The following is a 24563-nucleotide window of genomic DNA, read 5'->3' on the forward strand; positions in this document are numbered from 1 at the left end:
AACCCGCACCGTTTTTAATCCAAAAATGCTTCTATTACGTTACTCTTCTACTCCACCACCATTTAACTACCTGACTATGAAACACCTTCACACGCTGCTGATTGGGGCCGCTGCGTATTGCAGCCCGCTGCTACTGTCGGCCCAAACGGCGCCGGTGCTTACCACGTTTCCGGTAGGCAGCACCACCGTTTCGGTTTCGGCCCTGACCACTGGCCTGCAAGTGCCCTGGGAGCTGGTTTGGGGCCCCGACAATTTCATCTGGATGACGGAGCGCGGCGGCCGCATCAGCCGCGTAAATCCCGCCACCGGACAGGTTACGCCGCTGGTTACCTTGTCGGATGTGGTTACCTCCTCGGAGGGTGGCCTGCTGGGCATGGCCCTGCACCCTGATTTGCTCACTACTTCGCCCTACGTGTACGTGGTGTACAACTACAACGACGCGGGCGGCCAGTACCGGGAAAAGCTGGTGCGCCTCACTTACTCCAACGGTACGCTAAGCAGCCCGTTGGTGCTGCTGGGTAACATCAGCGCCGTGAGCACGCACAGCGGCTCCCGCCTGCTCATCCTCCCCGACCGAACCCTGCTTATGACCACCGGCGACGCCCAGAACCGCCCCGCCGCCCAGGACCGGGCCTCGCTCAACGGTAAAATCCTGCGGCTGAATCTGGATGGCACCATTCCGGCCGACAACCCGGTAGCCGGCAACGCCAGCTACACCTACGGGCACCGTAACCCCCAGGGCCTGGTGCGGGCCGGCAATGGCAAAATCTACAGCTCGGAGCACGGCCAGGATGCCGAGGATGAGGTGAACATCATCGAGCCCAACCGCAACTATGGCTGGCCCACCGTGGAAGGCCTGTGCAACCTGCCCGCCGAACAGCCCTTCTGCACCCAAAACAACGTGCGGGAACCTATTTTCACCTGGGCCCCTACGGTGGGTTGCGCGGGCATCACCTACTACGACCACCCGGCCATTCCGGGCTGGCGTAACAGCCTGCTGGCCTTGGCCCTGAAAGGAAATAAGCTTACGCAGATTCCGCTGGACGCCACGGGCAGCACAGCCGGCACCGGGGCCTTCACCCTCACCGGCTTCGGGCGCCTGCGTTCCATTTGCATTTCGCCCCAGGGCAAAGTGTACGTGGGCACCAGCAACCGGGACGGCCGCGCCACCCCCGGTGCCAACGACGACCAGATTCTGGTGCTGGAGAACCGGCTGTTCACCAGCACCGCCAAGGCCAACACGAGCCAGCTCAGCCTCTGGCCCAACCCGGCACGGACTTCCCTGACTCTGGAACTACCCGCGCCAGTCACCAACACCACCCCCGCCGATATTCACGATGCCGTAGGCCGGGTAGTACGCACGGCGCAGTTCAACGCGGGCCAGCGGACAACCCAGGTTGGCCTGCAAGGTCTGCGGCCGGGTCTGTATTCTATTCGTAGCAATAACGTGGTGCAGCGTTTCGTGGTGGAATAAGGCACTGAACCCTCCAAACCACGAAAAGGGGCCCGACGCAGCTGCGTCGGGCCCCTTTTCTTAGCGTAGAAGATGCGGATGGACTACTCCAGCACCACCTTCCGTACAATGGTGTACTCACCAACCTGCACCTGCAGGTTGTAGATACCCTTGGCCAGGCCCTGAACAGCCAGCGGCTGCTCCAGAGTGCCGCCCCGTACTGCCAGCTTCTGCGTAAGTACCTGCTGGCCCAGCAGATTAACCAGAGTGGCCTGCACTGCGGTGGCCTGCGTCACTCCGCTCATGCGCAGCGTAAGGCTACCCGTGTTGCTGGGGTTCGGGAATACGCTTACCTCGCCACCCGGCAACTCACTGCGGGTACCGGTAATCACGCGCGAAGCACAAATGGTAAACGGACCCACCGGATCGGCCGAGCCGTAGCCAGCCACCATTACCATGTAGCGGGTAGCCGGCTGCAAGCCGCCCACCTGGAAGGTGCCAACCGTCTGGCCGGTAGCCACTGCGTTACACGAAACGGCCGTGAAAGCCGTTGAGCAAGAAGCCGCCGTGAACAGGCGCACCTGCCCCGCGGCCGAGCCCGTGGTAGTAATGCTGATGGTTTGGGCACCCGTACCGCTGGGAGTAGTCATGCTGAACCACACGTCGCGGGGGTTAAGCGAGGTAGAGCAGCCAGGGTTCACGTAGCCATTGGCAACGGTGGACGTAGCGCCCACGGTGGTAGCTGCCAGTGGCGTGCAGGCTGTGCCCACGGGCAGCACCACGGCGTTGCAAGGCTCGTCGTTGCTGGCGGGCGGGTTGGGCGTGGTAAAGCAGGTGGGGCCCACGTTGGTGCTGCTGCCACTGGTGCCACAGTCCTGGCGCACATAGAAGCAATAGGTAGCGTTGGGCGTCAGGCCGGTGATGGTGGTAGAGGTGCCGCTGATGTTGCTGACCACGGTACCAGTACCAGGCGTGAAGCCCTGCAGGCCATATTCTACCCGGAACGTAGCCCCGGCGGTGGGAGCCGATACGCTCCAGCTCAGTACCGCCGACGTGCCCGTGAGGGAGCCCGCCGAAGGCGTAACCGGCACCGGGCAGTTGCTGGTAGAGCGCGCGCACAGCTTGAACGCTCCAAACGTATCGTTGCCATACTCCCACACCCGCACGTACAGCACCTCGCCGGGCGTACGGCCGGTCAGCTCAACCAGCGAGAACAAGCCGTTGGTGCTGCTGTCGTCGTCGCAGTCCAGTTCCGTAAGGGAGCCGCAGGCCCCGGAATACACCGACATGCCGGTGTCGCGGATGGGGCTGGTGCCTACAGAGTCGGTTTCCAGAGTAATCACTCCTGAGGCGGGCACCACTACCCGGAACCACACGTCGCCGCCCTGGTAGTTGGCGCAGGTAGGAGCCGGCGCACCAGTTGATGTGGTAGCGCCGCTGTTCACGGCCCGCGTGGGAGCCGTGCAATTTCCGTATTCCACGTTCACTGCCGTGGCGTTGGCGCAGTCGTCGTTAGCCGGGGGCAGTGCCAGTGTAGTGAAGGCAACTGGGCCGGTTGGGTTGCTGTTGCCGCTGGTACCGCCGCAGTTCTGCGTTACGTAAAACTGGTACTGAACATTAGGAGTAAGCCCCGTTACTCTGTAGCGGGTGGTGGTGATGTTCGGTACCCGGGTACCCGTGCCCAGGGTGAAGCCCTGGCGGCCATACTCAACAGTAAAAGGCCCAACCCCCGAGGGCGAAGTCCATTTCAATACGGCCGAGGTGGTAGTCAGAGTATCGGCCCGCAACGCCGTGGGCGCCAGGCAGGTGGGAGGCAGCGTGGCACAGATAGTGAAAGCCCCCTGCGTATCGGCCGAGCCGTAGCCAGCCACCATTACATAGTATGTAGTACCAGGCGTGAGGCCAGTCAGAATGCCCTGCCCCGCCGACGTATTGTTGGTGGTACCGGCAAAGCACCCCACCTGTGTGAAGGGGCCGCTGCAGCCGTTAGGAGAAGAAAACAACCGTACCAGACCGGCCGGCGTACCCGTAACCGTCATGGCAATACTGGTGCTGCCCAGGCCCGAGGCGGCAGTAGTAACTGTGAACCATACATCCTTGGGCGAGGTAGCAATGCCGCAGGAGGTGCCCGGGTTACTGTAGCCGTTAGTGGTGGTGGTAGTGGCCAGGTCGTTGGTAGCACTCAGAGGCGAACAGGTAGCACCCAGTGGCAACGCAATGGCACCGCAGGGGTCGTCGTTGGCCGGGGGCGGCGTGGGCGTTGTTACGCATACCGTGAACAGGGCCGGCGTACCCGTTTGGGCAGTGGCTGAATACGAGTATATCCGCAGGTAATAAACGGTGCCCGCCGTAAGGCCGGTGTACGTTTTGGTATTCGGGTCGGAGAAAGTAATGGAAGTAAGGGCACTGCAGGAGCCGCTCAACAACTGCTGCACGTAGTCGCCAGTGCCGGTGAGGGTAACCGTGTGCGCCGTGGAGGTAGCCGTAAACCGGTACCACACGTCATCGTCGGCGTTGCCGACGGGAGCAGCCAGACCGGGAGTTGCCAAAGCGTTTTCGAGCGTACCGCTCGTAGCGCTGGTACAGGCCGCGTTGATGGCTCCAGCCGTCAGGACAACCGCATTGGCACAATTGTCATTTGCCGGGGGCAGGCCACGGGTAGTGAAGGCCACGGGCCCCGACCGGGTGCTGTTACCGTTTGTACCACCGCAGTTCTGCGTTACATAGAACTCGTAGGCTGTGGCCGGGGTAAGGCCGGTTAAGGAGCGGGAGGTAGTAGTAAGGTTGGGCAGCAGCGTGCCGGTGCCGGGCGTAAAACCCTGCGGGCCATACTCAATAGTATACGGGCCGCTTCCTCCAGCCACCGTCCACGACAGGTCGGCGGTAGTGCTGGTAAGGTTTGCAACCGTGAGGTTGCGGGGTGCCGGGCAAGCAGCCAGCGGGGCCGGAGTGAAGGCATAAATCTGGCCGTCGGCTGGCTTGGTGTTGATATTTGTGGTTTCGGCAGTAGAACTGGCCGTAGGCGCGGTGCCGGTACCGTTCAGCGAGAGGTAGGAGCCGGCTCCGGTACCTATTCCGGCCAGCCCAATAGAAGCGCCCCCGCTGTTCACACCACCCGCCTCGGGGTGATAAATAAACTCTACCCGGTTGCTGGTTTCGTACAGCTTAGCCTGAAAGGAAATGACAGCGGAAGAAGCCGCGTAATTCCATTCCCAGTTCCGCCATTCAAACGTGAACACGCGGTTGGGAGCCGTACCCGTTACCAGGTAAGAGCCAGTGCCGGTGGCCCCGGTAGGGCGTCCGTCCAAATCATCCCACAACGGAGCTACCAGGGGGCGGTTGGTGGCAGAGCCCGTAGCCAGGTTGTTCGTCAGCGACGAAGATGTGGCCGTAGTACTGAACGTGAGGTAGCCATCAGAAGCCGCCTTAACGCTGGTGTAAGGCGTTCCATCGAAAACGAACGTGAAGCCCAGCGGAATAGCCGGCGACAGGTACGTATCGGCGGCCATACCGCTCACAACGGTGCTGCCCGCAAGCGGAGTGAACGTACCGCTGGAAGGCGTAAAAGTATACGTATCTACCTGCGCAACAGCCGGAGCAGCCAAGCCCAGTGCCAGCACCAACCCAGCGGCCAGCCTACGCCAACTTTTCCAACGCAACCCAACAGGAAAACTACTTGAGGGTAGAGGTTTTGTCATCATGCAATGCGGTTTAGAATGAAGGAAAGGAACAGAAAGTATGTTGAAACAAAGAAAAAACAAGCCTCAGAAAAGACCCGCATGCTTCCGGTATGGTACCCGCGCAGCAACCCCAAAGTATTCGCCGGCTCATTCTAGGGATTTTCTTTTGAATAATTGGCACCATTTCAAATTTATTTTCAATTCAACACAATTGAAATATTTATAAATTACCGCTAACATTGCTCAAACCTACCCGCTCCATCTGCTTCCTTCTTTACCATTTTTTCAATCAATTTCCTTCCGCATGAAGAAACTCTTACACGCACCTTTAGTACTCTTTCTAAGTTGGTGTATATCCGTGGTGGGTATGCAGCAGGCGCGTGCTTCGCACGCGCAGGGTGGGCAGCTTACGTACACGGCGCTTGGCAACAACCAGTACCGTATTTCGTGCCGCTTCTTTCGTGACTGTTCCGGTATTGCGGCGCCTACTACTCTTTCGCTGAGCGTAAAAAATGGCAGCTGCTCGGCGGCGGCCACTACTTATACCCTCAACCAGGTAGGAGCTTTGGAAAATGGCTCCCCGTACTGCGCCAGCGTACCTGGCGGTCCTACCCAGTGTACCAGCACCGGCCGCACTAACTTCCAGACGGCCAAGTACGAAACCACTATCACGCTGCCTCCGGCTGCTGAGTGGATTCTGAGCGTATCGGAAAGCTCCCGCCCCGCCATCGGCAACCTGGTAAGCTCCAGCGGGGAGAATATGTACTACGAAGCCCGCCTGAACAACCTGCTCTCGGTGAATGGCGTGAACACCACCATCCAGAACAGCTCACCGCAGTATCAGGATCAGGACATTCCGATTCCGTTTGTGTGCTGGCAGCAGCGCACCACCATCACCTTCTCGGCCCTAGAAGCCGACGGCGACTCGCTGGTGTACTCCCTGGACCGCCCCCTGGCTGGTTGCAACGATACCATTGCCTACAACACGTTTGCCAGCGGTGGTATTCAGGTTATCTCAACCAACCCGCCCTGCGTACTGCAGCTGCCCTCCAATGGCCGCTACAGTCCCTTATTTCCTATTTCCTCGTTTACCACCACCGGTGTGTGCCCGGTAAAAACGGCAGTACCCGATTTCCGCTTCGATGCCCAGCTGGGTAGCATGACGTTCACGCCCGGCGTATACGTTCAGCCCAATGCCGCCGGCAACACCGACAACTACCTTAACAAGTACTCGCTGGTAGGGAAAGTAACCGAATACCGCCGCATTAACGGACGCTACTACAAAGTAGGCTCCGTGCGCCGCGACTTCCTGGTGATTGTAATTGACTGCGGCGGCAACACCACGCCCGCTCCGCCCATTGCCTCGGGCCCGCCCAAAACCGGCGTGCAAATCATCAACACCGACTCTACCCTGATTACGGCATATACCTGCAACTACTCCGAAGTCCGCATCAAGTTCAGCGACCCAAACCCCGGCGACCTGCTGACGGTAACCTACCCCAAAGATACTGATCCGGTTTTCGCCGCAGAGGTAAAGCAGACCATCCTGCCAATTGACGTAGCACGCTTCACCATTGTAGGCAATGGCACAACCACGCCGTACGGCATTCTGAAAATTCAGCCGGACGTGCTGTTTACGGGTAAAACGTTCCGCATTCCGGTGCAGATAACCGACAATGCCTGTCCTATCAAAGGGGTGCAGAACCGGATTCTGGTGCTGAAGATTGCCAAAGGCAACTTTGCGAAAGTAGTGCCCTCGGTCAACAACCCTTATGTATGCGCCGGCACCCAGGTTGACCTCACCGCCACGCCCTTCCGCCCCGACTCGGTGGGTTTGCAGCTGGCCCAGTACGACTACCGCTGGAAGCTGGGTAACGGCATGGCCCCGGCCGATACCGTGAAGCAGACGCTGAAAGTAACGCCCACGCAAACCACCCGGTACTACGTGCGCATCATCGGCAAAAACTTCCGCCTGACGCCCAAGCCCACCTGCGTGGATACGGCCTCGGTGCTGGTGCGTGTGGCTCCGGCACTCACGGCCAATTTCACGGTAGCTGTGCGTAACGGGGGCACTAGTGCCAGTGTGCCGCCCCGCATCTACACCTTCACCAACACATCCATTTCCCGTGTTACCACCGACTCCGTGCGGTGGACTTATCAGCTGGTGAAGGATGGGGACGGTAACCCGGTAACCGGCGCGCCAGTGGTGGTTTTCTCCCGTAAGTTCGACCCGGGAGCCGATGTGCTGACCATCCGGGAAGGTGGCACCTATAAGTTTACGCTCAGCATCAACAATACGGCCGGCATAGCGCCCAACAAAACCCAGTGCACCGCCTCTACCAAATCGGTAGAAGTGGTGGTACCCAAGCTGGAAATTCCGAACGTGTTTACACCCAACGGCGACGGCAAGAATGAAACCTTTGTGCTGACGGCCGGCCAGGAAGGCAACAAGGTGCAGATTTTCAACCGCTGGGGCCGCCTGATTAAGGAGTACGCCAACTACCAGAACGACTGGACCGGCGAAGAGCAGCCCGCCGGTGTGTACTACTACCTGCTCACCGACAGAGCCGGTAAAACCACCAAAGGCTGGGTGCAGTTGTCCCGCTAAGCGGTAACCGCTTCCAACTAAACAGAAAGCCCGTTCGCAGAGTGCGAACGGGCTTTCTTACTGATAAAGGATTGCCTATTGGGGTATAGCATCATGGAGGGTAAGCTGGTGCCGCTCGTTTTTGGCCACGTTGGCCAGGGTCCAGGGAATTTCCTGCGTGAAGGCGTGCTGGCGGACGGGGCAGTCGGGCATGTGGCAGTGGGAGCAGGCCGAAAAGTGGCAGGGGTCGGCGTGTACGAACATTTCTACCTGTACATCGAACTCCTGGTCCACCAGCTGCTCAATGCGGTGCACCTGCTCGTGGGTCTGCTCCAGGCTGAAATAGTAGGGCATGGTCACGTGGCAGTCGATGTGCATGTTGGCCCCGTAGCGCACCACGCGCAGATTATGTACATCAATCCATGCTGGCTCCCGGTGCTCCTGCAGCTCCGCCACCACGTGCTGCACGGTGGCAGTATCGGCCTCATCCATCAGCCCCGACACTGAGCGGCGCACCATGCGCCAGCCGTTTACTACAATAAATACACCCAACAATAGGGCCGCTGCCGAGTCGTAGAGCACTTGGCCAGTAACCACCACCAGCAGCAGAGCCCCGCAGGAAACCAGGGTGCTCACGGCATCCAGGTATAAGTGCTGCCCGTCGCCGACGAGCGTGGGCGAGTGGTGCTGCCGCCCCGCCCGCACCAGCAGAAAGCCGGTGGCCAGGTTGGCCAGTGCCGTAACGAACAACAGCAGCATACCCCAGTCGGGCCGGGCAATGGCGTGCGGGTACAGCAAGGAGTGCAGAGCCGAGTAGAAGATATACATGCCCGCCATCAGAATCAGCCCACCCTCGAACCCCACCGAGAGGTACTCAATCTTGCCGTGACCGTAGGGGTGGTTTTCGTCTTTAGGCAGGCTGGCCAGGTAGATGCTGTACAGGGCAAAGCCGCTGGCTACCACATTGATAATGGATTCCAGTGCATCGGTCAGCACGGCCTGGGAACGGGTGAGCAGCCAGGCGTAGAATTTAATAGCAATGAGCACCACGCTGACTACCAAAGACAGAACGGCGAAACGGGTTTTGACAGGCAGCGTGAACATAGGCGACTAACGGCAGAGAAGGGCCCAAAATTCCGGGGAAAATTCGGGCTTCGGGAGGTATACGCAACTTTTTAAAACAAAAGCAGTAAGCAGACTGTCTTAAATTTAAATTTAGACAAGCCTAAAAATTTCGTTTCTTTGTGAGTATCAATACCTCCGCCTCCACGCCGACGTCCCCGGCCGACGATATGCCCGCAGTGCTACCTCCCCCCGCTCCTACCACTTTACCTGAAACGGCTACTCCGGAAGCCGGCTGGCGGCAGGCCCGCACGGCTCCTTCCTTGCAGGAGGTATATGCTTCGGTGCGGGTGCCGGCTCACAATGCTTCATTCTGGCGCAAGCTGCTGGCCTTTTGGGGGCCGGGCCTGATGGTGGCCGTGGGCTACATGGACCCCGGCAACTGGGCTACTGATTTGGAGGGCGGCTCCCGCTTCGGCTACACCCTGCTGTCGGTTATCCTGATTTCCAACCTGTTTGCCATGCTGCTCCAGCACCTGGCCGCCAAGCTGGGCATCGTAACGGGCCGCGACCTGGCCCAGGCCTGCCGCGACCATTACAGCAAGCCCGTGGCGCGGGTGCTGTGGGTGCTCTGCGAAATAGCCATTGCCGCCTGCGACCTGGCCGAAGTCATCGGCTCGGCCATTGCCCTCAACCTGTTGTTTGGGCTGCCGCTCACCTGGGGCGTGGTACTCACCATTCTGGATGTGCTGGTGGTGCTGATGTTCCAGAACAAGGGTTTTCGGGTGCTGGAAAGCATTGTGGCGGGCCTGATTGTGGTGATTTTCGGGTGTTTCCTGTACGAAATCATCGTGTCGCGGCCCGATTGGTTCGGGATTCTGGGCGGACTGGTGCCGCAGCCGGAGGTCGTAACCACGCCGCGCATGCTCTACATTGCCATCGGTATTCTGGGGGCCACTGTGATGCCTCACAACCTATACCTGCACTCCAGCATCGTGCAAACCCGCGCCTTCGACCAGGACGAGCCTGGCAAGCGCATGGCCATCAAGTTTGCCACCATCGACAGCACGGTGGCGTTGTTTCTGGCCTTCTTCGTGAATGCCGCCATCCTGATTACGGCCGCCGCTGCCTTCCACACCAACGGCCTCCAGGACGTGGCCGATATCCACGATGCCCACAAGCTGCTGGCCCCGGTACTGGGCGCGGGCGCGGCCTCGGTGGTGTTTGCGGTGGCTTTGCTGGCCTCGGGCCAGAACTCCACCCTCACCGGTACCCTGGCCGGGCAGATTGTAATGGAAGGCTTTCTGAACCTGCGGCTGAAACCCTGGCTGCGCCGCCTCATCACGCGCAGTATTGCAGTGGTGCCGGCTTTCATCGTGGCGCTGCTGTACGGCGAGAAGGGCACCGGTGAACTACTAGTGCTCAGTCAGGTAATCCTGTCGTTGCAGCTCAGCTTCGCGGTGGTGCCCCTGGTGGTATTTACCGGTAGCAAGGCCAAAATGGGCGTTTTCGTGAACAAACCCTGGCTGCAAACGGTGGCCTGGGTGGTGTCGGGCATCATCATCACCCTCAATGCCTACCTGCTGTACCAGACGTTTTTTGGGTAGAATGTGTACCCCGGAGCTGTGCTTCGGCCCGCGCTTGTGAGTAATTGCCCTCTTGCCGAGCCGGAGCACAGCTCCGGGGTACACGTTCTGTTAGTGTAAACCAGCGTGCTAACCCACGCTTTTTTTACCAGCCTTGATTTAGACTTGTCTAAATAAATTCACCAGCTCTTCCTAAAATGAAACCACTTCTGCTATTCTTTTTTCTGTTGATAACCTTATCAGGCCAGGCGCAAACCACCGGAGCAGTGCAGGGCACGGTGCAGGCGGCCGGCCAGCCGGTGCCGTTTGCCAGCGTGGGGCTGAAAGGCAGCGGGCAGGGCGTAACGGCCGATGAGGCCGGCCGCTTTGCGCTGCCGGGCCTGGCTGCCGGGCCGTATCGGCTGGTGGTGAGTGCCGTCGGGTTTCAGCCCCAGGAACGCCCGCTCACCATCGTGGCCGGCCAGACCATTACCGTGAGCCTGCGACTAAACGCGGTGCCGGCGGCTTTAGCTGAGGTGGTGGTAACGGGCGTGAGCCGGGCTACGGAGTTGCGGAAAAGCGCGGTGCCGGTGGCAGTGTTGAGCAAGCGGGAAGTGAACCTGAACAGCAACGGCAACCTCATTGACGCGGCCGTGAAGGGCGTGCCGGGCCTGAGTGCCGTGACTACCGGCTCCAACATCAGCAAGCCGTTTATCCGGGGGCTGGGCTATAACCGCGTGCTTACCTTGTACAACGGGCTGCGCCAGGAGGGCCAGCAGTGGGGCGACGAGCACGGCATCGAAATCGACCAGTACGACATTGACCGGATTGAAGTGGTGAAAGGTCCGGCCAGTCTGATTTACGGTTCCGATGCCGTGGCGGGCGTCATCAACATGCTGCCGAGGCTGCCTAATGGGTCGGCCGGACGGCTGCACGGCGAGGCGCTGTCGGAGTACCAGACTAATAATAACCTCATCGGCACCTCTCTGGGGCTGCATTACAACCAGCGCGGCTGGCAGTACGCGGCGCGGGGCTCCTACCGGCTGGCCCAGGCCTACCGCAACGTGCTGGAAGGCCGCGTGTACGGCACCGCGTTCCGGGAACTGAACCTGACCGGGCTGGCGGGCGTGGAGAAAACCTGGGGCAGCACCCACCTCACGGCCACGCTCTACGACAACTTCCAGGAAATTCCCGACGGCAGCCGCGACTCCCTGAGCCGGCACTTTACCCGCCAGGTGTGCGAAGGCGAGCAGGACGACATCAAAAACCGGCCGCTGGTGCCGACGGCCGAGCTGGCAACTTACCGCATCAACCCGCTGCATCAGCGCATTCAGCACTACCGCCTGCTGAGCCGCACCCGTCTGCGGCTGGGACCCGGCGAGTTGCACGCGCTGTTGGGGGCGCAGCAGAACCTGCGCCGCGAGTACAACCACCCCACCGCGCCCAACCAGGCCGGCCTGGCCGTGGCCCTGAATACCTACAACTACGACCTGCGCTACGCTGCTCCCGCCTGGCACGGTCTGGAAGCCACCGTGGGCCTGAACGGTATGCACCAGCGCAACCAGAATCAAGACGCCACCGATTTTCCCATTCCCGACTACCAGCTGACCGACGTAGGAGGCTTCGGCTACCTGAAAAAAACCTTCGGCCAGCTCGACCTGTCCGGGGGCCTGCGCTACGATACTCGCCTGCTCCGCTGGGCCGATTTCTACGTGGGTCCCAATCCTGCTACGGGCTTCGAGGGGCAGCTGTCGGCCGCTGAGGCCGGGGGGCGGGCTCCGCAGTTCGCGGCGTTTCGGGCGCGGTACGGGGGGCTTTCGGCGAGTCTGGGGGCTACCTACAGCTTCTCGGAGCGTTGGGTGCTGCGAGCCAACGTGGCGCGGGGCTATCGGGCTCCCAACATCACGGAGGTCGGCTCCAACGGCCTCGACCCGGGGGCGCACATTGTGTACTTAGGCAACCGCAGCTTCGGGCCGGAGTTCAGTTTGCAGCAGGATATTGGCCTGAGCGCCTACCTGCCCGATGCCGAGCTGAGTGCCAGCGTGTTCAACAACCACCTCAACAACTACATCTACCAGGCCCGCCTGACGGATGCGGCCGGGCAGCCGGTGGTCATTGTGCCGGGCAACGCTACCTACCAGTACCAGCAGGGCCGGGCGCAACTGTATGGCGGCGAGCTGACGGTAAACCTGCACCCCCAGGCCGCGCCGGCCTGGGCCCTCAGCAACAGCCTGGCCTACGTAACGGGCCTGAACCGGGCCGCCGACCAGGTGGAAACCCACGGCACGGCCGCCCGCTACCTGCCCCTGATTCCGCCGCTGCGCACCCGCACCGAGCTGCGCCTGACCCAGCAACGTGCCCGGGGCCGCTTTGCCAATGCCTACCTGCGGGCCGTACTCGACTATAACGCTCCGCAAAACCGTTTCTACGCCCTCGACGACACCGAAACCCGCACGGCCGGCTATGCCCTGCTGGGCCTGGGCGCGGGCACCGGCCTGCTGGGCGGCCCCGACAAGCGCGAGGTGCTTCAGCTGTTCGTGCAGCTCGATAACGCCTTCAACACGGTGTACCAATCCCACCTCAACCGGCTGAAATACTTTGAGTACTACGCGGCCGCGCCCAACGGGCGGCGAGGCATTTACAACCAGGGCCGCAACTTCAGTGTGAAGGTGGTGGTGCCGTTCTAGCCGTAAGCACGGGGCTGATGACGGTTTTCGGACCGTTTGCGTACAAGCCGCACTGTTCTGCTTCTTCTCCCCTCGTTGTACTCGTGACTACTTCCCGCTCTTTACTCGCCTTACTGGCCCTGCTGGGCGCGGCCGAAACCGCGCAGGCCCAGGACAAACCGGCCTCCTGCCCCTACGATTCGGCCCACTTCGACCTGTTCAAGCCAGTGCCGCGCAACCGGCTCCGGCCGCTGCGCCCCGACCGCCCCGGTGTTACGGAAAGTCCATTTACAGTGGATGCCGGCCATTTTCAGACCGAAACCGACGCTCTGCGCCTCATCAACGGGCGCGACGACGATATCCGGAGCCGGGAGTGGAAGGCGGCCTACACCACGCTCAAGTTGGGTTTGAGCCGACGCACTGACGTGCAGCTGGAAGTGCCGCTCTATAAGGTTTCCAAGGAGCGGCAGGCCACCGAAACCACCTGGCAACGGGCCGCAGGCTTCGGCGACCTGGCGTTGCGGGTAAAGCATAACTTTCTCGGCGACGACCAAGAAGGGCCCGTTGCCGTGGCGGTGGTGGCCTACACCCGCCTGCCCACCGGCGGCCAGGCCGGCAGCGGCGGCGTAGAGGGCGGCCTGATTCTGCCCGTCAACATAGAATTACCCGATAATTTCAACCTCGACGTGCAGGTGGAATCGGACCTGAACTACGACCGGGAAACCGGCCGGCTCTACGTGCAGGTAATGCCCTCCATTGCCCTCGACCACGAATTCAATGAGGTCTTCAGCTTTCTGGTGGAGGGCGTAACGCGCTGGGACGCGCAGCAGTCCGGCTGGCGCACTTCGGTGAACGTGGCTCCTATTTTCACCGTCAACCCCAATCTGCAATTCGATTTCGGGGCCCACCTCGCACTCAACAAGGAAACCGACCGGGAATTCTTCGTGGGCTTCACGTTTCGGCGGTAAGGTTGGTTTTTGGTTGTTGGTTGTTGGTTTTTCGTTTTTTGATGAGTGACCACAACTGGATTTCAGCATCGAAAAACAAAAAACCAACAACCAAAAACCAACCTCACACCAGCCCGCGCAGCCGCTCGAACCGGCTCCCCAGAATGGCCGTGTCGTCGGCCTGGAGCCAGTCGTGGAGGATGGTGGCGTAGAGGCTGCGGAAGTCGAGCTGGTGGCGCAGGTCGCCGTCGAGGAGGTTTGCTAGGTCGGGGGCGGCGTTAAGGATGCCTTTTTGCCGGAGGCCGCCGCCCAGCAGCAGCACGTTGTTGGCCGTGCCGTGGTCGGTGCCGTTGCTGGCGTTCTGGGTTACGCGGCGGCCGAATTCCGAAAACACCAGCACCAGCGTATCGTCGAAGTTGCCGGCCTTCTGCAAATCCTCTACGAACGAGCCCAGGCCTTCCGACAAGTCGCCGAGGAGCTTGCCCTGCTGCTCCTGCTGGCGGACGTGGGTGTCGAAACCAGTGAGCGACACGTAGAACACCCGGGAGCCCACGCCGGAATTAATCAGCTCGGCAGTGGTTTTGAGGTTACGGCCGAACTCCGTATTCGGGTACGCCACCGCCGACTTGTACATCTTGCTGGTCTGGTACAGGTAGTCAGCCGATGAGGCCGTTTCGGCCAGCGTCTTGTACAGATAATCCAGCTCCGCTACCGCGCCCAGCGGCTTTTCGCCGCTCACCTGGGCCAGAAAACGGCTTTGGGTCAGCTGGTGAAACTTCTCGGGGTTCTTCAGGGCCAGGCCTTTGCGCAGGTCGCCCTTCATGGCCAGACTCAGTGTGTCGTCTACCTCCAGCCCGTTGTAAGGCAGCTGGCAGGCGGGGCAGTTCGAGTCGAGGTAGCGGCCGAGCCAGCCGGTGCTCAGGTACTGATCCGAAGCCGAGCCGCTCTGCCAGATGTCCATGGAGCGGAAGTGCGAACGGTCGGGGTTGGGGTAGCCCACCGAGTTGAACACGGCCACGTGGCCCTGGTCGTAGAGGCCTTTGAGGCGCGTCATGGCCGGGTTGAAACCCAGACCGTTATCCAGGGTCAGAATCCCGCGCTGGGGCCGGATACCGAGCGTGGGCCGGGCCTTGTAGTACAGGTCGTTTTCGTAGGGAATGACGGTATTGAGGCCGTCGTTGCCGCCGCCCAGCTGCACCACCACCAGCCGGCGGCCCCGCGCGTCGCGCAGGTCGCGCAGACCCTGGCTATCCAGCGCGTGCAGAAACTTGGGCACAAACAGCAGGCTGCTGGCCAGAACGGAGGATTTGAGGAAGTCGCGGCGGGAAGTCATTTGGGTTAGGTTGGGTCATGCTGAGCGAAGTGCAACGAAGCCGAAGCATCTCTACCTCTGGCTAACTGATTAGCATTGTAACGAAGCGGTAGAGATGCTTCGGCTTCGTTGCACTTCGCTCAGCATGACGGTCTATATTCATTCCTAGCAGCCCCCATTCTTACATTAACTGATATTCCGGCAGGCTCAGCAGGCTCGTCACCATCGTGCGGAGGCGGGCTTCGGCGGGGACTTTGGCGGCGGCTTGCTGGATGAGGGCCAGGTTGTCGGGGCGGAGCGGGGTTTGCAGCAGGAACTGGCCGAGCTGAGCGGCCTGCTGGGCGGGGGGCGTGCGAGCCAGCAGAGCCTGCACCGGGGCCAGGCGCACGGTGGCTTTCACCGGCTGCTGCAAGGTGCGGTCGGCCCGGCTGAGGTTGGGCGCCAGGTCATTTTCGTCCTGCTTGAGCGCCACGCTGAATTCGGCGTTTTTGAGCAGCACCGCGGGCAATTGCAGGCGGTACAGCAGGCTGGAAGAGTCAATCCAGTTGCGGCCGCCGGGCCAGCCGGCCACGTTGGGCGGCTGAAACAGCGTCTGCCCCAGCGCCTTCTGAAACACAATGAGCGGCCGGTCGTCCACGAGTTGCAGCCCCAGGGTGCGCTTGATGCCCGCCAGCAGCTCCACGGGCGACTTGATGCGAGTACCCACATTGGCCGGCTCGTAAAACCAGTCGGCCGAAAACATCCGCTCCAGCAAGTACCGCACGTCGTAGCCGCTCTGGAAAAACGCCCGCGCCAGCGGCCCGATATGCGCCGGGTTGGGCACATCGTTCACGAAAAACCGGTAGAGCTTGGTGGTAATGAACTCGGCGCAGGCCGGTTGCTCCAGGATAATCTTCAGTACGTCCTCGCCCCCGAAGTTGCCGGTGCGACCCAGGAAGGTTTTGGGGCCGTCGTCGTGCTGCCGCTCCCGAAACACGAAGGCTCCCTGCGCATCGTAGCCCCAGCCCGTAAAGGCCCGGGCTGCCTCCTTCACATCGGTTTCCGAGTAGTGGCCCCGACCCAGGGTGAACAGCTCCATTACCTCGCGGGCGAAGTTCTCGTTGGGGTGCTGCTTGCGGTTTTGCTGGTTGTTGAGGAATTGGAGCATGGCCGGCTCCTTGCTCACGGCCAGCAGCAACTCGCCAAATTTGCCCAGAGCCAGTTGCCGGATGGTGTTATTGAGATGCAAAGCCGCATCGGGCCGGCGCACCTGGCAGGCAAAATGCCCGTGCCAGAACAGCGTCAGCTTCTCCCGCAGCTGGGCCGGCGACGTTGCCATTTGCTTCAGCCAACCGGTATTCATGGCATAAAAAGCCTCCCGAATGCTCCGGTTCTGTAGTTTGCGCTGCTCAGCCGTCATTTCCTGGCGGCGCAGCAACGGCGGCTGGGTGCGGCCTTTGGGTAGGGCCGAACGGGCCGGTACGGCGGCCACCGCCACCACCCGGCCGCTTTCCGGGGCCGTCTGGTCGGGCGTGGTCACCATGCTGCTTTGCGGGGTCCCGCCGCCCGGCATCACCGGCCGAAACTGCGCCAGCGGCTCGGTGTGGCGCATCTCGGGGCTATCCAACAACTCCACCTTCTCCGAAGCCTGAAGCAGCTGCCGCAGCGCCTTGCGAGGCGTGAGGCCAGCGGCCACGTCCTCGGGCCGGGGCCCAAAGCCTGCCCGCCAGTATAGGTGTTGCAGTTGCTGTTGCGTCGTCGTCATGCCCGGTTGGACGCGGGAGCGGTGCAAGGGTTTAACCGCCTGTCATTGCGAGGACGAAGGACGACGCAATCCGTCCTTTTCAAAGTCTAAAGCGCCCGGATTCAACAGTCCCTTCGCTGAACGGTTGGAGAGACGCGACACTTCGCGTCTCCCGTCAGACCGACCCTCCCGTTCAACGCTGAGACGCGAAGTGTCGCGTCTCTCCAACCGTTCAGGCATTAAGGCTTTTGAACAGGTCGAAATTTTGCGCTGAGAAAAGGACGAATTGCTTCGCTCGGCTCGCAATAACACGGTCTTATTGCCTCGCTCCCACCACTACTGTCTTCCGGTACTCGCGCTTCTGGCCGCCGCTGGGCCGGAACAGCTCCACGTGCAAAATGTAGTAGCCTACGCCGGCTTTCTGGCCCCGGTCGGTGAGGCCGTCCCACTGCCAGGTGCCTTGCGTAGCCAGGGTTTCGTTGTGGATGAGGCGGCGGGCGAGGCGGCCCTGGGCATCGTAAATGGTTACGGAACCAGCGTAGCCCGGCTGGTCGAGCTGGTAGGCCAGGGTGGTGAAATCCTGCTGGCCGTCGTCGTCGGGGGTGAAGATTTCCGGCTCCAGGGTGAGTACGCCAGTGCCCGTTACGTCGGGCTGCTGCTGGGAGTTAGGGCGGCCGGGCGTGGCGTAGCCCACGCTGCCTGCCGCCGAGTGGAAATTGCCGGCCTCACTCGGTCCGGTGGCCCGGATCCGCTCCAACGACACGCCATCCACGTTGTCCAACAGCTTGAGGTGTTGGGTAGCAGCGTAGGCATACTTGTCCAGCAGCTGGCCCCGGCTGTCGAACAGCACCACCGTACCGGCATCGTCGGGGAAGGTAGGCAGGGCCGGGAGTTGCAGCAAATGGGCTGCATCGGTGCTGGTGGGGTAGTGCTGCTGCACGATATCGGGGCGGGTGGTGAGGGCCAGCAGCCCGCCGGGCGGCAGCAGCACCGGCCCACTGCTGATGGGCTCGGCATCCACGGAATTGTCGGGGCGCTGGTTGCCCAGCTGCCAGCCCTGCATATCCAGAAACTTACCGGAGCGGTTGAGCACCTCCACAAAATCAACCCCACCCGTGCGCGGATTGAACAGGATTTCGTTGATAACCACGTCGCCCGCCGCCACTGGCACCGGCAGGGCAAACGTGGCCGAGGTAGCAGGGCCGCTGGCGTTGCCGGCGCAATCCACGGCCCGCTGGGCAGTTACCGTCAGCGGCTGATTGGCAGTCAGCGGAGCGGCTAGCAGTAAATCCACCACCCGAAAATCCGGCCCCACCGGCGCGGCGCGCAGAATGCCGGTGGTTGGCGTGATGGTGTAAAGCGCCGCGTTGGCAGCCGTTACGCTGTCCAGCTTCTCGCCAAAATACAGCCGCACGGTGGTGGGATTCAGGGCCAGGGCACGCAGCAAGGCGGGTGGAGTACGGTCGGGGTTGGGGCTACGCACGGAATTGGCGCGGCCGGGCGTGCCGCCGCTGGGGTCGTCGCTGGCCCGCCAGTTGTCGGAGCCGGCGCAGGGGTTGGCGGTGTCCAGCATTTCCAGCGTCCAGCCCCCGTCCTTTTTGCGGGTATCCCGATACCAGGTATCGGCGTAGCTCACCTCGAACAGGGTGCGGCCATCTTTACCGCGCAGCACCAGCTGGTCGACGGCGTTGCTCAGGCTAGGAAAATTGGTGAGGCCAAATACCTTCCCATACGCGGCAAACAGTGCCGTGCGGGTACTGCCACACACCACGGCATACTCGCCTGGCAGCAGCACGGCCCCCACCGGAAACACGGCTGGGTTGCCAGTATTGCCCGGTTTCAGCAGCCGCACTCCCCCCAAATCCACCACGACCGTAGCGGAGGGATTATGAATTTCAATGAACTCCGAAGCGGGCAGCCCTACCACCGGCGTTTCATCGGCCATGATTTCGGTGATGAGCAACTGATTAACAGTGGGCGGCACGGCAAACCCGTTGTTCTGGAAAATTGCCGTAAGCGGGCCGGGCGCCACGTTGCCAAACGCATCGGCCACGTTGCGGGCCTCTACGGTAATGCTACCCAAGGGCAAATCAGCGGCCAGGGTCAGGTGTACCACGGCGGGGTCCTGGGCATCCCGGGTGGCGGCCGTTACGGCCGGGCTGCCGGTGCTGAGCCGGTAGCTGGCCGCCGGTTGGGCAGCAGCCACGGCCTCATTAAACGTAAGGCTGAGCTGGCGGGCGGAGGTGGCGCTGGCCTGCAGCAGCAAGGGCGCGGTGGCGTCCGTCACCCGGAAATCATCAAAGAAAAACGCCCGGTTATTCGTGGATGAATACGTGCAGTACACCCCAGCATACGCACTGCGCTGATGGGTAGCATCGGTGGCCGTGCCCTCACTTATGTAGGTAGTGGTGCCCGCCAAATCACGTTCCAGCGTCCAGAGGCCGGCCGTGCTGCGCGTCACGCGCACCCGCACCAGGTTGTTGGTGGTGGAGTTCAGCGTGCCATCCTGCCCATTAACCACGTATACCGGGCTGCCAGTAGCGTCTTTGCGGAAGAGGGCTACCTCATCGGGGGTGCCGCCCAGGCGCACGAAGTAGCCCCGGGTGCCGCTGGCTTTCAGGTCGGGTTGGTCGGCCATCAGCCACACGTCGGCGTAATTGCCGCTGCTGGTGGCCAGGCGCAGGTTGGCCCAGAACTCCCAGGTAGTACCCGTGCTGGCGGCGCAGGGCGTTACCAGCTGCAGCTCGGTGCCGGTTGCGGCGGGCCCGTTGGTCTGGAGCTGCAGGGCGGCATTTACCTGAAACGAGGCCGCGTCGCCGGTCCAGGTGGGGTTTTGGGTGAAGTTGCCGTCGGCGAAGGTATCAGTGAGCTGGGCAGCAGCAGGCTGCGCGAAAGTCAGCGCCAGCAAGGGTAACAGTAGTCTTTTCACATCGAATAGAGGTTATCGGGGCCGCCACAAGCCGCCTAGGGCCCAGCATTGCCGCGTGTCACTGCCTGAAATATACCCAGAAATCAATGCCCGCGCCACCGTACCTTTACGGCTTCTTAACCTCGCAACTCCATGAAAGTAGCCGTAGTAGGTGCCACCGGCCTGGTAGGCACCGAGATGCTGAAAGTGCTGGCCGAGCGCCAGTTTCCCGTTACCGAACTGCTGCCCGTTGCCTCCGCCAAGTCGGTAGGTCAGGAAATTGAGTTTCAGGGCCGGAAATACAAGGTGGTAAGCATGGACGATGCCATTGCCGCCCGGCCCGCCGTGGCCATCTTCTCGGCCGGCGGCTCCATCAGCAAGCAGGAGGCCCCCCGCTTCGCCGAGGTGGGCACGGTGGTAATCGACAACTCCTCGGCCTGGCGCATGGACCCCAGCAAAAAGCTGGTGGTACCCGAAATCAACGCCCGGGAGCTGACTGCTGCCGATAAAATCATTGCCAACCCCAACTGCTCCACCATTCAGATGGTGGTGGCTCTCAACAAGCTGCATGAGCGGTACAAGGCCCAGCGCATTGTGGTGAGCACCTACCAGAGCGTAACGGGCACCGGCAAAAAAGCCGTGGACCAATTACTGGAAGAGCGCGCCGGTCAGGAACCCAGCAACCCCGCCTACCCCCACCGCATCGACCTGAACGTGCTGCCCCATATCGACGTGTTCGAGGACAACGGCTACACCAAGGAGGAAATGAAAATGGTGAACGAGACGAAGAAAATCTTCGGCGACGACCAGATTCGGGTAACGGCCACCACCGTGCGCATCCCGGTAATGGGCGGCCACTCGGAAGCCGTGAATGTGGAATTTGCCGAGGAATTTGACCTGACCGAAGTGCGCGACATCCTGCGCCAGACCGAAGGGGTGGAGCTGGTGGACGATGTGAAGAACAACGTGTACCCCATGCCCAAAGACGCCCACGGCCGCGACGCCGTGCTGGTAGGCCGCCTCCGCCGCGACGAAACCCAACCCCGCACCCTTAACCTGTGGGTGGTGGCCGACAACCTGCGCAAAGGTGCCGCCACCAACGCCGTGCAAATTGCGGAGGCCATGCTGAAAATGGGCTTGCTGGAGGCTTAGAAAACCTGATTTTGATCTAGGGGGCTGTTTGTTACAGGAAAAAGAACGGTCATGCAGAGCGGAGCGAAGCATCTCGCCTGCTGACGTTGCAGAACTATTCAGGCATCAGCACGCGAGATGCTTCGCTCCGCTCTGCATGACGTTCCACCACTTCCTAAACAGCCCCAACGAAAAAAGCTCCTTCGGCTAACCGAAGGAGCTTTTTTCATAGAACCAGCAGCGGCCTACTTGGCCAGCTTCTTTTTCAGGTTCTCATCCAGCGCGGCCAGGAACTCTTCGGTGTAGAGGTAGTCCTTGCCGTGCTCTACTTTGTTGCCGTGGATGCAAACGGCCAGGTCTTTGGTCATCTTGCCGCTTTCCACGGTTTCGATGCACACGGCTTCCAGCGCGTGGCAGAAGTCAATCAGTTCCTGGTTGCCATCGAGCTTGCCGCGGAACTCCAGGCCGCGCGTCCAGGCGAAGATGCTGGCAATGGGGTTGGTGCTGGTGGGCTTGCCTTTCTGATGGTCGCGGTAGTGGCGCGTCACGGTGCCATGGGCGGCTTCGGCCTCCATTGTGCCCCCATCGGGTGTTACCAGCACCGAGGTCATCAGGCCGAGCGAGCCGAAGCCCTGGGCCACGGTGTCGGACTGCACGTCGCCGTCGTAGTTTTTGCAGGCCCACACAAAGTTACCGTTCCATTTCAGGGCCGAGGCCACCATGTCGTCAATTAGCCGGTGCTCGTAGGTGATGCCAGCGGCCTGGAACTTGGCCAGGTAATCCTGCTCATAAATCTCCTGGAAGAGGTCCTTGAAACGGCCGTCGTACTTCTTCAGGATGGTGTTTTTGGTGCTCAGGTACAGGGGCCAGCCTTTGCTCAGGGCCTGGTTGAAGCAGGCGTGGGCAAAGCCGCGAATTGACTCATCGGTGTTGTACATGGCCAGGGCCACGCCGTCACCTTTGAAGTTGTATACCTCAAACGACTGGGTTTCGCCGCCGTCCTCGGGCTGGAAGGTGATGGTGAGTTTGCCTTTGCCTTTGGTTACGAAGTCGGTGGCGCGGTACTGGTCGCCGAAGGCGTGGCGGCCGATGCAGATGGGGGCCGTCCAGTTGGGCACCAGGCGGGGCACGTTCTGCATCACAATCGGCTCGCGGAATACGGTACCGTCCAAGATGTTGCGGATGGTGCCGTTCGGCGACTTCCACATTTGCTTCAGGTTGAACTCCTTCACCCGCTCCTCGTCGGGGGTGATGGTGGCGCACTTAATGCCCACGCCGTACTGCTTGATGGCGTTGGCCGCGTCGATGGTTACCTGGTCGTTGGTCTGGTCGCGGTACTCAATGCCCAGGTCGTAATACTTGATATCGAGCTCCAGGTAGGGCGTAATCAGCTTGTCCTTGATGAACTTCCAGATGATGCGCGTCATTTCGTCGCCATCCAGCTCTACTACCGGGTTTGCTACTTTAATTTTGGCCATGTGTTAGTGGGGATTAAGTGGTAAATCGTTACGCCATGGGTATGGCGGTGCGTGCAGGCTGGGGCATTGCAAGCCCGAAAGCGGGCCCAAGCTACGGCTACATCTGGTAATAATTCTTACCAAGGCCCGCAGTTGTGCTATATGCCACCCTGCTCAGGCACCCCAGCATTGCGGACATGCCCGCAAGGTGAGCTCAATTCTTAGCCAGGCCGTGTGGACAGTCACACCGAAAGACCATCCGTCCGCGCCCCGCGCGGAACCCAGCGTGCTGACATCTGGCTTGGTATTGCATCTGACTTGGTACTACAACCTCAGCACGCGAAATTCCTTAAGGACCCGGGATGACGTGCTTTTGAGTACAGCTTGCCACTTGTTCAGGCACCCTAGTGAAAGACACTGCCCGCAAAATTCACAACGGCGCGGCGGGTCAGCTCGGGCTCCTCGAAGTAGCCCAAGTGGCCTACGTTGCCAAGTAGCAGGGCGTGGCTTTGAGCAGGTAGCGCCAGCTGAGGCAGCAGGCTGTCGGTGGGTACGGCCACATCCTCTTTGCCAGCAATAAACAGTACCGGGAAGCGGGCTTCCTGTAGCACCCTGGTGCGGTCGGGACGGTTTTTCATGGCCTCCAGCGCGCCCAGCACGGTGGCCTCGGGGGTGGTTTTGCCAATCTCCTCCAGAAACTCCCGCTGCTCCAGCAGGCATTCCCGGTTGGCCGGCGCAAACAGCGGCCGGATAAAGGATTCCATAAATTTCTCCACGCCGTGGCGGCGCACAAAGTCCATATTTTTGTCCCGGTTGGCCTTTTTCTCGGCCGTATCAGGCAGGGCAGTGCTGTGGAACAGGACGAGGCCGGCTACCATTTCAGGGTAGCGCTCCGCAAACGCCAAAGCCACGTAGCCGCCCATGCTATGACACACCAGCAGGGCCCGGTCTACGCCTCGCTGGCGTAGCTGCTCGGCTACGTAGCGGGCCTGAGCCTCCATAGAATAGTCGCGGATGTCGTGCACGTTGGTGCCGTGGCCGGGCAGGTTGAGCGTGAGCAGCCGGTAGCCGTCGGGAAAGTCGCGGGTAAATTCCGTCCAGACTTCGCGGGATTCAGCAAAGCCGTGGAGGAACAGGATGGTAGGGTGAGCCGTGGTCATGAACAGGAGCGTTGCTCGGTAAAGAATACGTATAGGTACGCGCATTTGCTCTGTTTAGACAAGTTTCTCCCATTTAGCCAACCCGGTACTACCCGCCTCTAATGCCAACACGCCCGCTTCCTGCACCAGGAAACGGGCGTGTTACACCATACTCGCCGCGGCGGACACGCCTACTGAACGAGCCTTCGGTGTGCGGCCCGGCGCGGGAAATAAAGCGGCTGCTTAGGCTTGCTTGGCGAACTGCACGCTGGCTAGCAGCTTCACATCTTCACCCACCACAATGGAGCCGGCTTCGGTGATGCCTTCCCAGGTCAGGCCGAAGTCTTTGCGGTTGATTTTACCGCTCACTTCAAAGCCGGCCTTGGTGTTGCCGTAAAAGTCGGTGGCGGTGCCGCCGTACTCCACATCCAGCGTAACCGGCTTGGTCACGTCCTTGATGGTGAGGTTGCCGGTGAGCTTATAGTCAGAACCTGATTTGGCCAGGCTCGTGGATTCAAAGGTAATGTGAGGGAAAGTTGCCACGGCGAAGAAGTCGTCGGCCTTCAGGTGCTGGTCGCGCTGCTCCTGGTTCGTGTCGATGCTGTTCACATCAAGACTCATGCGCACCTGGGCGTTATCAAAAGTGTCGCCTTCGGTTTCGGCCGAGCCATCGAACTGCTTGAACGCGCCGGTTACCGTCGAAATAACGAGGTGCTTGATCTTGAACTGTACTTCGGAGTGCATCGGGTCCAGAACCCATTTGGTGGTTGCCATAGTTGTACGCGCTTAAAGGATGAAGGGAAACACAACACGAGTCCGGCCCCGGAACCCGGCTGTCGTCCTCGGAACAAATGTACATACTTCTTTTACAAATGATGTATGTACATCATTTTATTTTTTTACTTGTAATACAGCAGAGGGTTAAATCAAAAA

At 60.8% G+C, this 24563-nt stretch carries 14 protein-coding genes; 6 read left to right on the plus strand and 8 right to left on the minus strand.

The annotated features are described in order from the left end of the window. Positions 1-76 precede the first annotated feature (76 nt). Positions 77-1474: a PQQ-dependent sugar dehydrogenase gene (locus tag EI290_RS00275; protein WP_185816770.1), complete on the plus strand. Its 1398-nt coding sequence runs from the start codon at positions 77-79 to the stop codon at positions 1472-1474. 83 nt (positions 1475-1557) lie between these two features. On the opposite strand, the gene EI290_RS00280 is transcribed toward EI290_RS00275, so the two are convergent. Continuing rightward, complete coding sequence (locus EI290_RS00280) at positions 1558-5112, minus strand: fibronectin type III domain-containing protein (protein ID WP_185816771.1); 3555 nt, start codon at positions 5110-5112, stop codon at positions 1558-1560. A gap of 388 nt (positions 5113-5500) precedes the next feature. Here EI290_RS00280 and EI290_RS00285 point away from each other — a divergent pair, with 388 nt between their 5' ends. Next, positions 5501-7741 carry a gliding motility-associated C-terminal domain-containing protein gene (locus tag EI290_RS00285; protein WP_185816772.1) on the plus strand — a complete coding sequence of 747 codons (2241 nt, stop codon included), beginning with the start codon at positions 5501-5503 and terminating at the stop codon, positions 7739-7741. A 75-nt stretch (positions 7742-7816) separates the two neighbouring features. Here the strand turns inward: EI290_RS00285 and EI290_RS00290 are convergent, their stop codons facing one another. Next, positions 7817-8824: a cation diffusion facilitator family transporter gene (locus EI290_RS00290; protein ID WP_125425489.1), complete on the minus strand. Its 1008-nt coding sequence runs from the start codon at positions 8822-8824 to the stop codon at positions 7817-7819. 188 nt (positions 8825-9012) lie between these two features. Between EI290_RS00290 and EI290_RS00295 the strand changes: the two genes are divergently transcribed. The 3 genes from EI290_RS00295 (at position 9013) to EI290_RS00305 (ending at position 13981) form a co-directional block, all read left to right on the plus strand. Further along, on the plus strand, positions 9013-10389 hold the full coding sequence (locus EI290_RS00295) for an Nramp family divalent metal transporter (RefSeq protein WP_125426686.1): 1377 nt from the start codon (positions 9013-9015) through the stop codon (positions 10387-10389). Between the two features lie 176 nt (positions 10390-10565). Beyond that, a complete protein-coding gene (locus tag EI290_RS00300; RefSeq protein ID WP_125425491.1) occupies positions 10566-13034 on the plus strand; it encodes a TonB-dependent receptor in 2469 nt (822 codons plus the stop codon). Positions 13035-13117: 83 nt separating this feature from the next. Then, positions 13118-13981, plus strand: coding sequence for a transporter (locus tag EI290_RS00305; protein ID WP_185816773.1), 864 nt, complete (start codon positions 13118-13120; stop codon positions 13979-13981). A gap of 103 nt (positions 13982-14084) precedes the next feature. Here EI290_RS00305 and EI290_RS00310 read toward each other — a convergent pair whose 3' ends face one another. The 3 genes from EI290_RS00310 to EI290_RS00320 all read right to left on the minus strand — a co-directional run bounded on the left by EI290_RS00310 (position 14085) and on the right by EI290_RS00320 (position 19924). Beyond that, the gene (locus tag EI290_RS00310; protein ID WP_125425495.1) at positions 14085-15293 is read right to left on the minus strand and encodes a DUF1501 domain-containing protein; all 1209 of its coding nucleotides are present in this window, start codon (positions 15291-15293) and stop codon (positions 14085-14087) included. 160 nt (positions 15294-15453) lie between these two features. Beyond that, complete coding sequence (locus EI290_RS00315; protein ID WP_125425497.1) at positions 15454-17016, minus strand: DUF1800 domain-containing protein; 1563 nt, start codon at positions 17014-17016, stop codon at positions 15454-15456. Between the two features lie 295 nt (positions 17017-17311). Continuing rightward, entirely contained in the window at positions 17312-19924 is a 2613-nt protein-coding gene (locus EI290_RS00320; protein ID WP_125425499.1) for a lamin tail domain-containing protein, read from the minus strand. A 132-nt stretch (positions 19925-20056) separates the two neighbouring features. Here EI290_RS00320 and EI290_RS00325 point away from each other — a divergent pair, with 132 nt between their 5' ends. Beyond that, positions 20057-21055 carry an aspartate-semialdehyde dehydrogenase gene (locus EI290_RS00325; protein WP_125425501.1) on the plus strand — a complete coding sequence of 333 codons (999 nt, stop codon included), beginning with the start codon at positions 20057-20059 and terminating at the stop codon, positions 21053-21055. A gap of 224 nt (positions 21056-21279) precedes the next feature. Here EI290_RS00325 and EI290_RS00330 read toward each other — a convergent pair whose 3' ends face one another. The 3 genes from EI290_RS00330 to EI290_RS00340 form a co-directional block, all read right to left on the minus strand. Further along, positions 21280-22512, minus strand: coding sequence for an isocitrate dehydrogenase (NADP(+)) (locus EI290_RS00330; RefSeq protein ID WP_125425503.1), 1233 nt, complete (start codon positions 22510-22512; stop codon positions 21280-21282). 383 nt (positions 22513-22895) lie between these two features. Beyond that, positions 22896-23651, minus strand: coding sequence for an alpha/beta fold hydrolase (locus EI290_RS00335; RefSeq protein WP_125425505.1), 756 nt, complete (start codon positions 23649-23651; stop codon positions 22896-22898). Between the two features lie 222 nt (positions 23652-23873). After that, on the minus strand, positions 23874-24404 hold the full coding sequence (locus tag EI290_RS00340) for a YceI family protein (protein WP_125425507.1): 531 nt from the start codon (positions 24402-24404) through the stop codon (positions 23874-23876). Between the last annotated feature and the right edge of the window lie 159 nt (positions 24405-24563).

Source organism: Hymenobacter metallilatus (assembly GCF_003944705.1).
In the GTDB taxonomy this organism is placed as follows: Bacteria; Bacteroidota; Bacteroidia; order Cytophagales; family Hymenobacteraceae; genus Hymenobacter; species Hymenobacter metallilatus.

Excerpts from the sequence above, each read along its gene's own strand:
- EI290_RS00315 (WP_125425497.1), bottom strand. The coding sequence starts at position 17,016 with ATGACGACGACGCAACAGCAACTGCAACACCTATACTGGCGGGCAGGC.
- EI290_RS00295 (WP_125426686.1), top strand. The coding sequence starts at position 9,013 with ATGCCCGCAGTGCTACCTCCCCCCGCTCCTACCACTTTACCTGAAACG.
- EI290_RS00290 (WP_125425489.1), bottom strand. The coding sequence starts at position 8,824 with ATGTTCACGCTGCCTGTCAAAACCCGTTTCGCCGTTCTGTCTTTGGTA.
- EI290_RS00325 (WP_125425501.1), top strand. The coding sequence starts at position 20,057 with ATGAAAGTAGCCGTAGTAGGTGCCACCGGCCTGGTAGGCACCGAGATG.
- EI290_RS00310 (WP_125425495.1), bottom strand. The coding sequence starts at position 15,293 with ATGACTTCCCGCCGCGACTTCCTCAAATCCTCCGTTCTGGCCAGCAGC.
- EI290_RS00340 (WP_125425507.1), bottom strand. The coding sequence starts at position 24,404 with ATGGCAACCACCAAATGGGTTCTGGACCCGATGCACTCCGAAGTACAG.
- EI290_RS00300 (WP_125425491.1), top strand. The coding sequence starts at position 10,566 with ATGAAACCACTTCTGCTATTCTTTTTTCTGTTGATAACCTTATCAGGC.
- EI290_RS00275 (WP_185816770.1), top strand. The coding sequence starts at position 77 with ATGAAACACCTTCACACGCTGCTGATTGGGGCCGCTGCGTATTGCAGC.
- EI290_RS00285 (WP_185816772.1), top strand. The coding sequence starts at position 5,501 with ATGCAGCAGGCGCGTGCTTCGCACGCGCAGGGTGGGCAGCTTACGTAC.
- EI290_RS00335 (WP_125425505.1), bottom strand. The coding sequence starts at position 23,651 with ATGACCACGGCTCACCCTACCATCCTGTTCCTCCACGGCTTTGCTGAA.
- EI290_RS00330 (WP_125425503.1), bottom strand. The coding sequence starts at position 22,512 with ATGGCCAAAATTAAAGTAGCAAACCCGGTAGTAGAGCTGGATGGCGAC.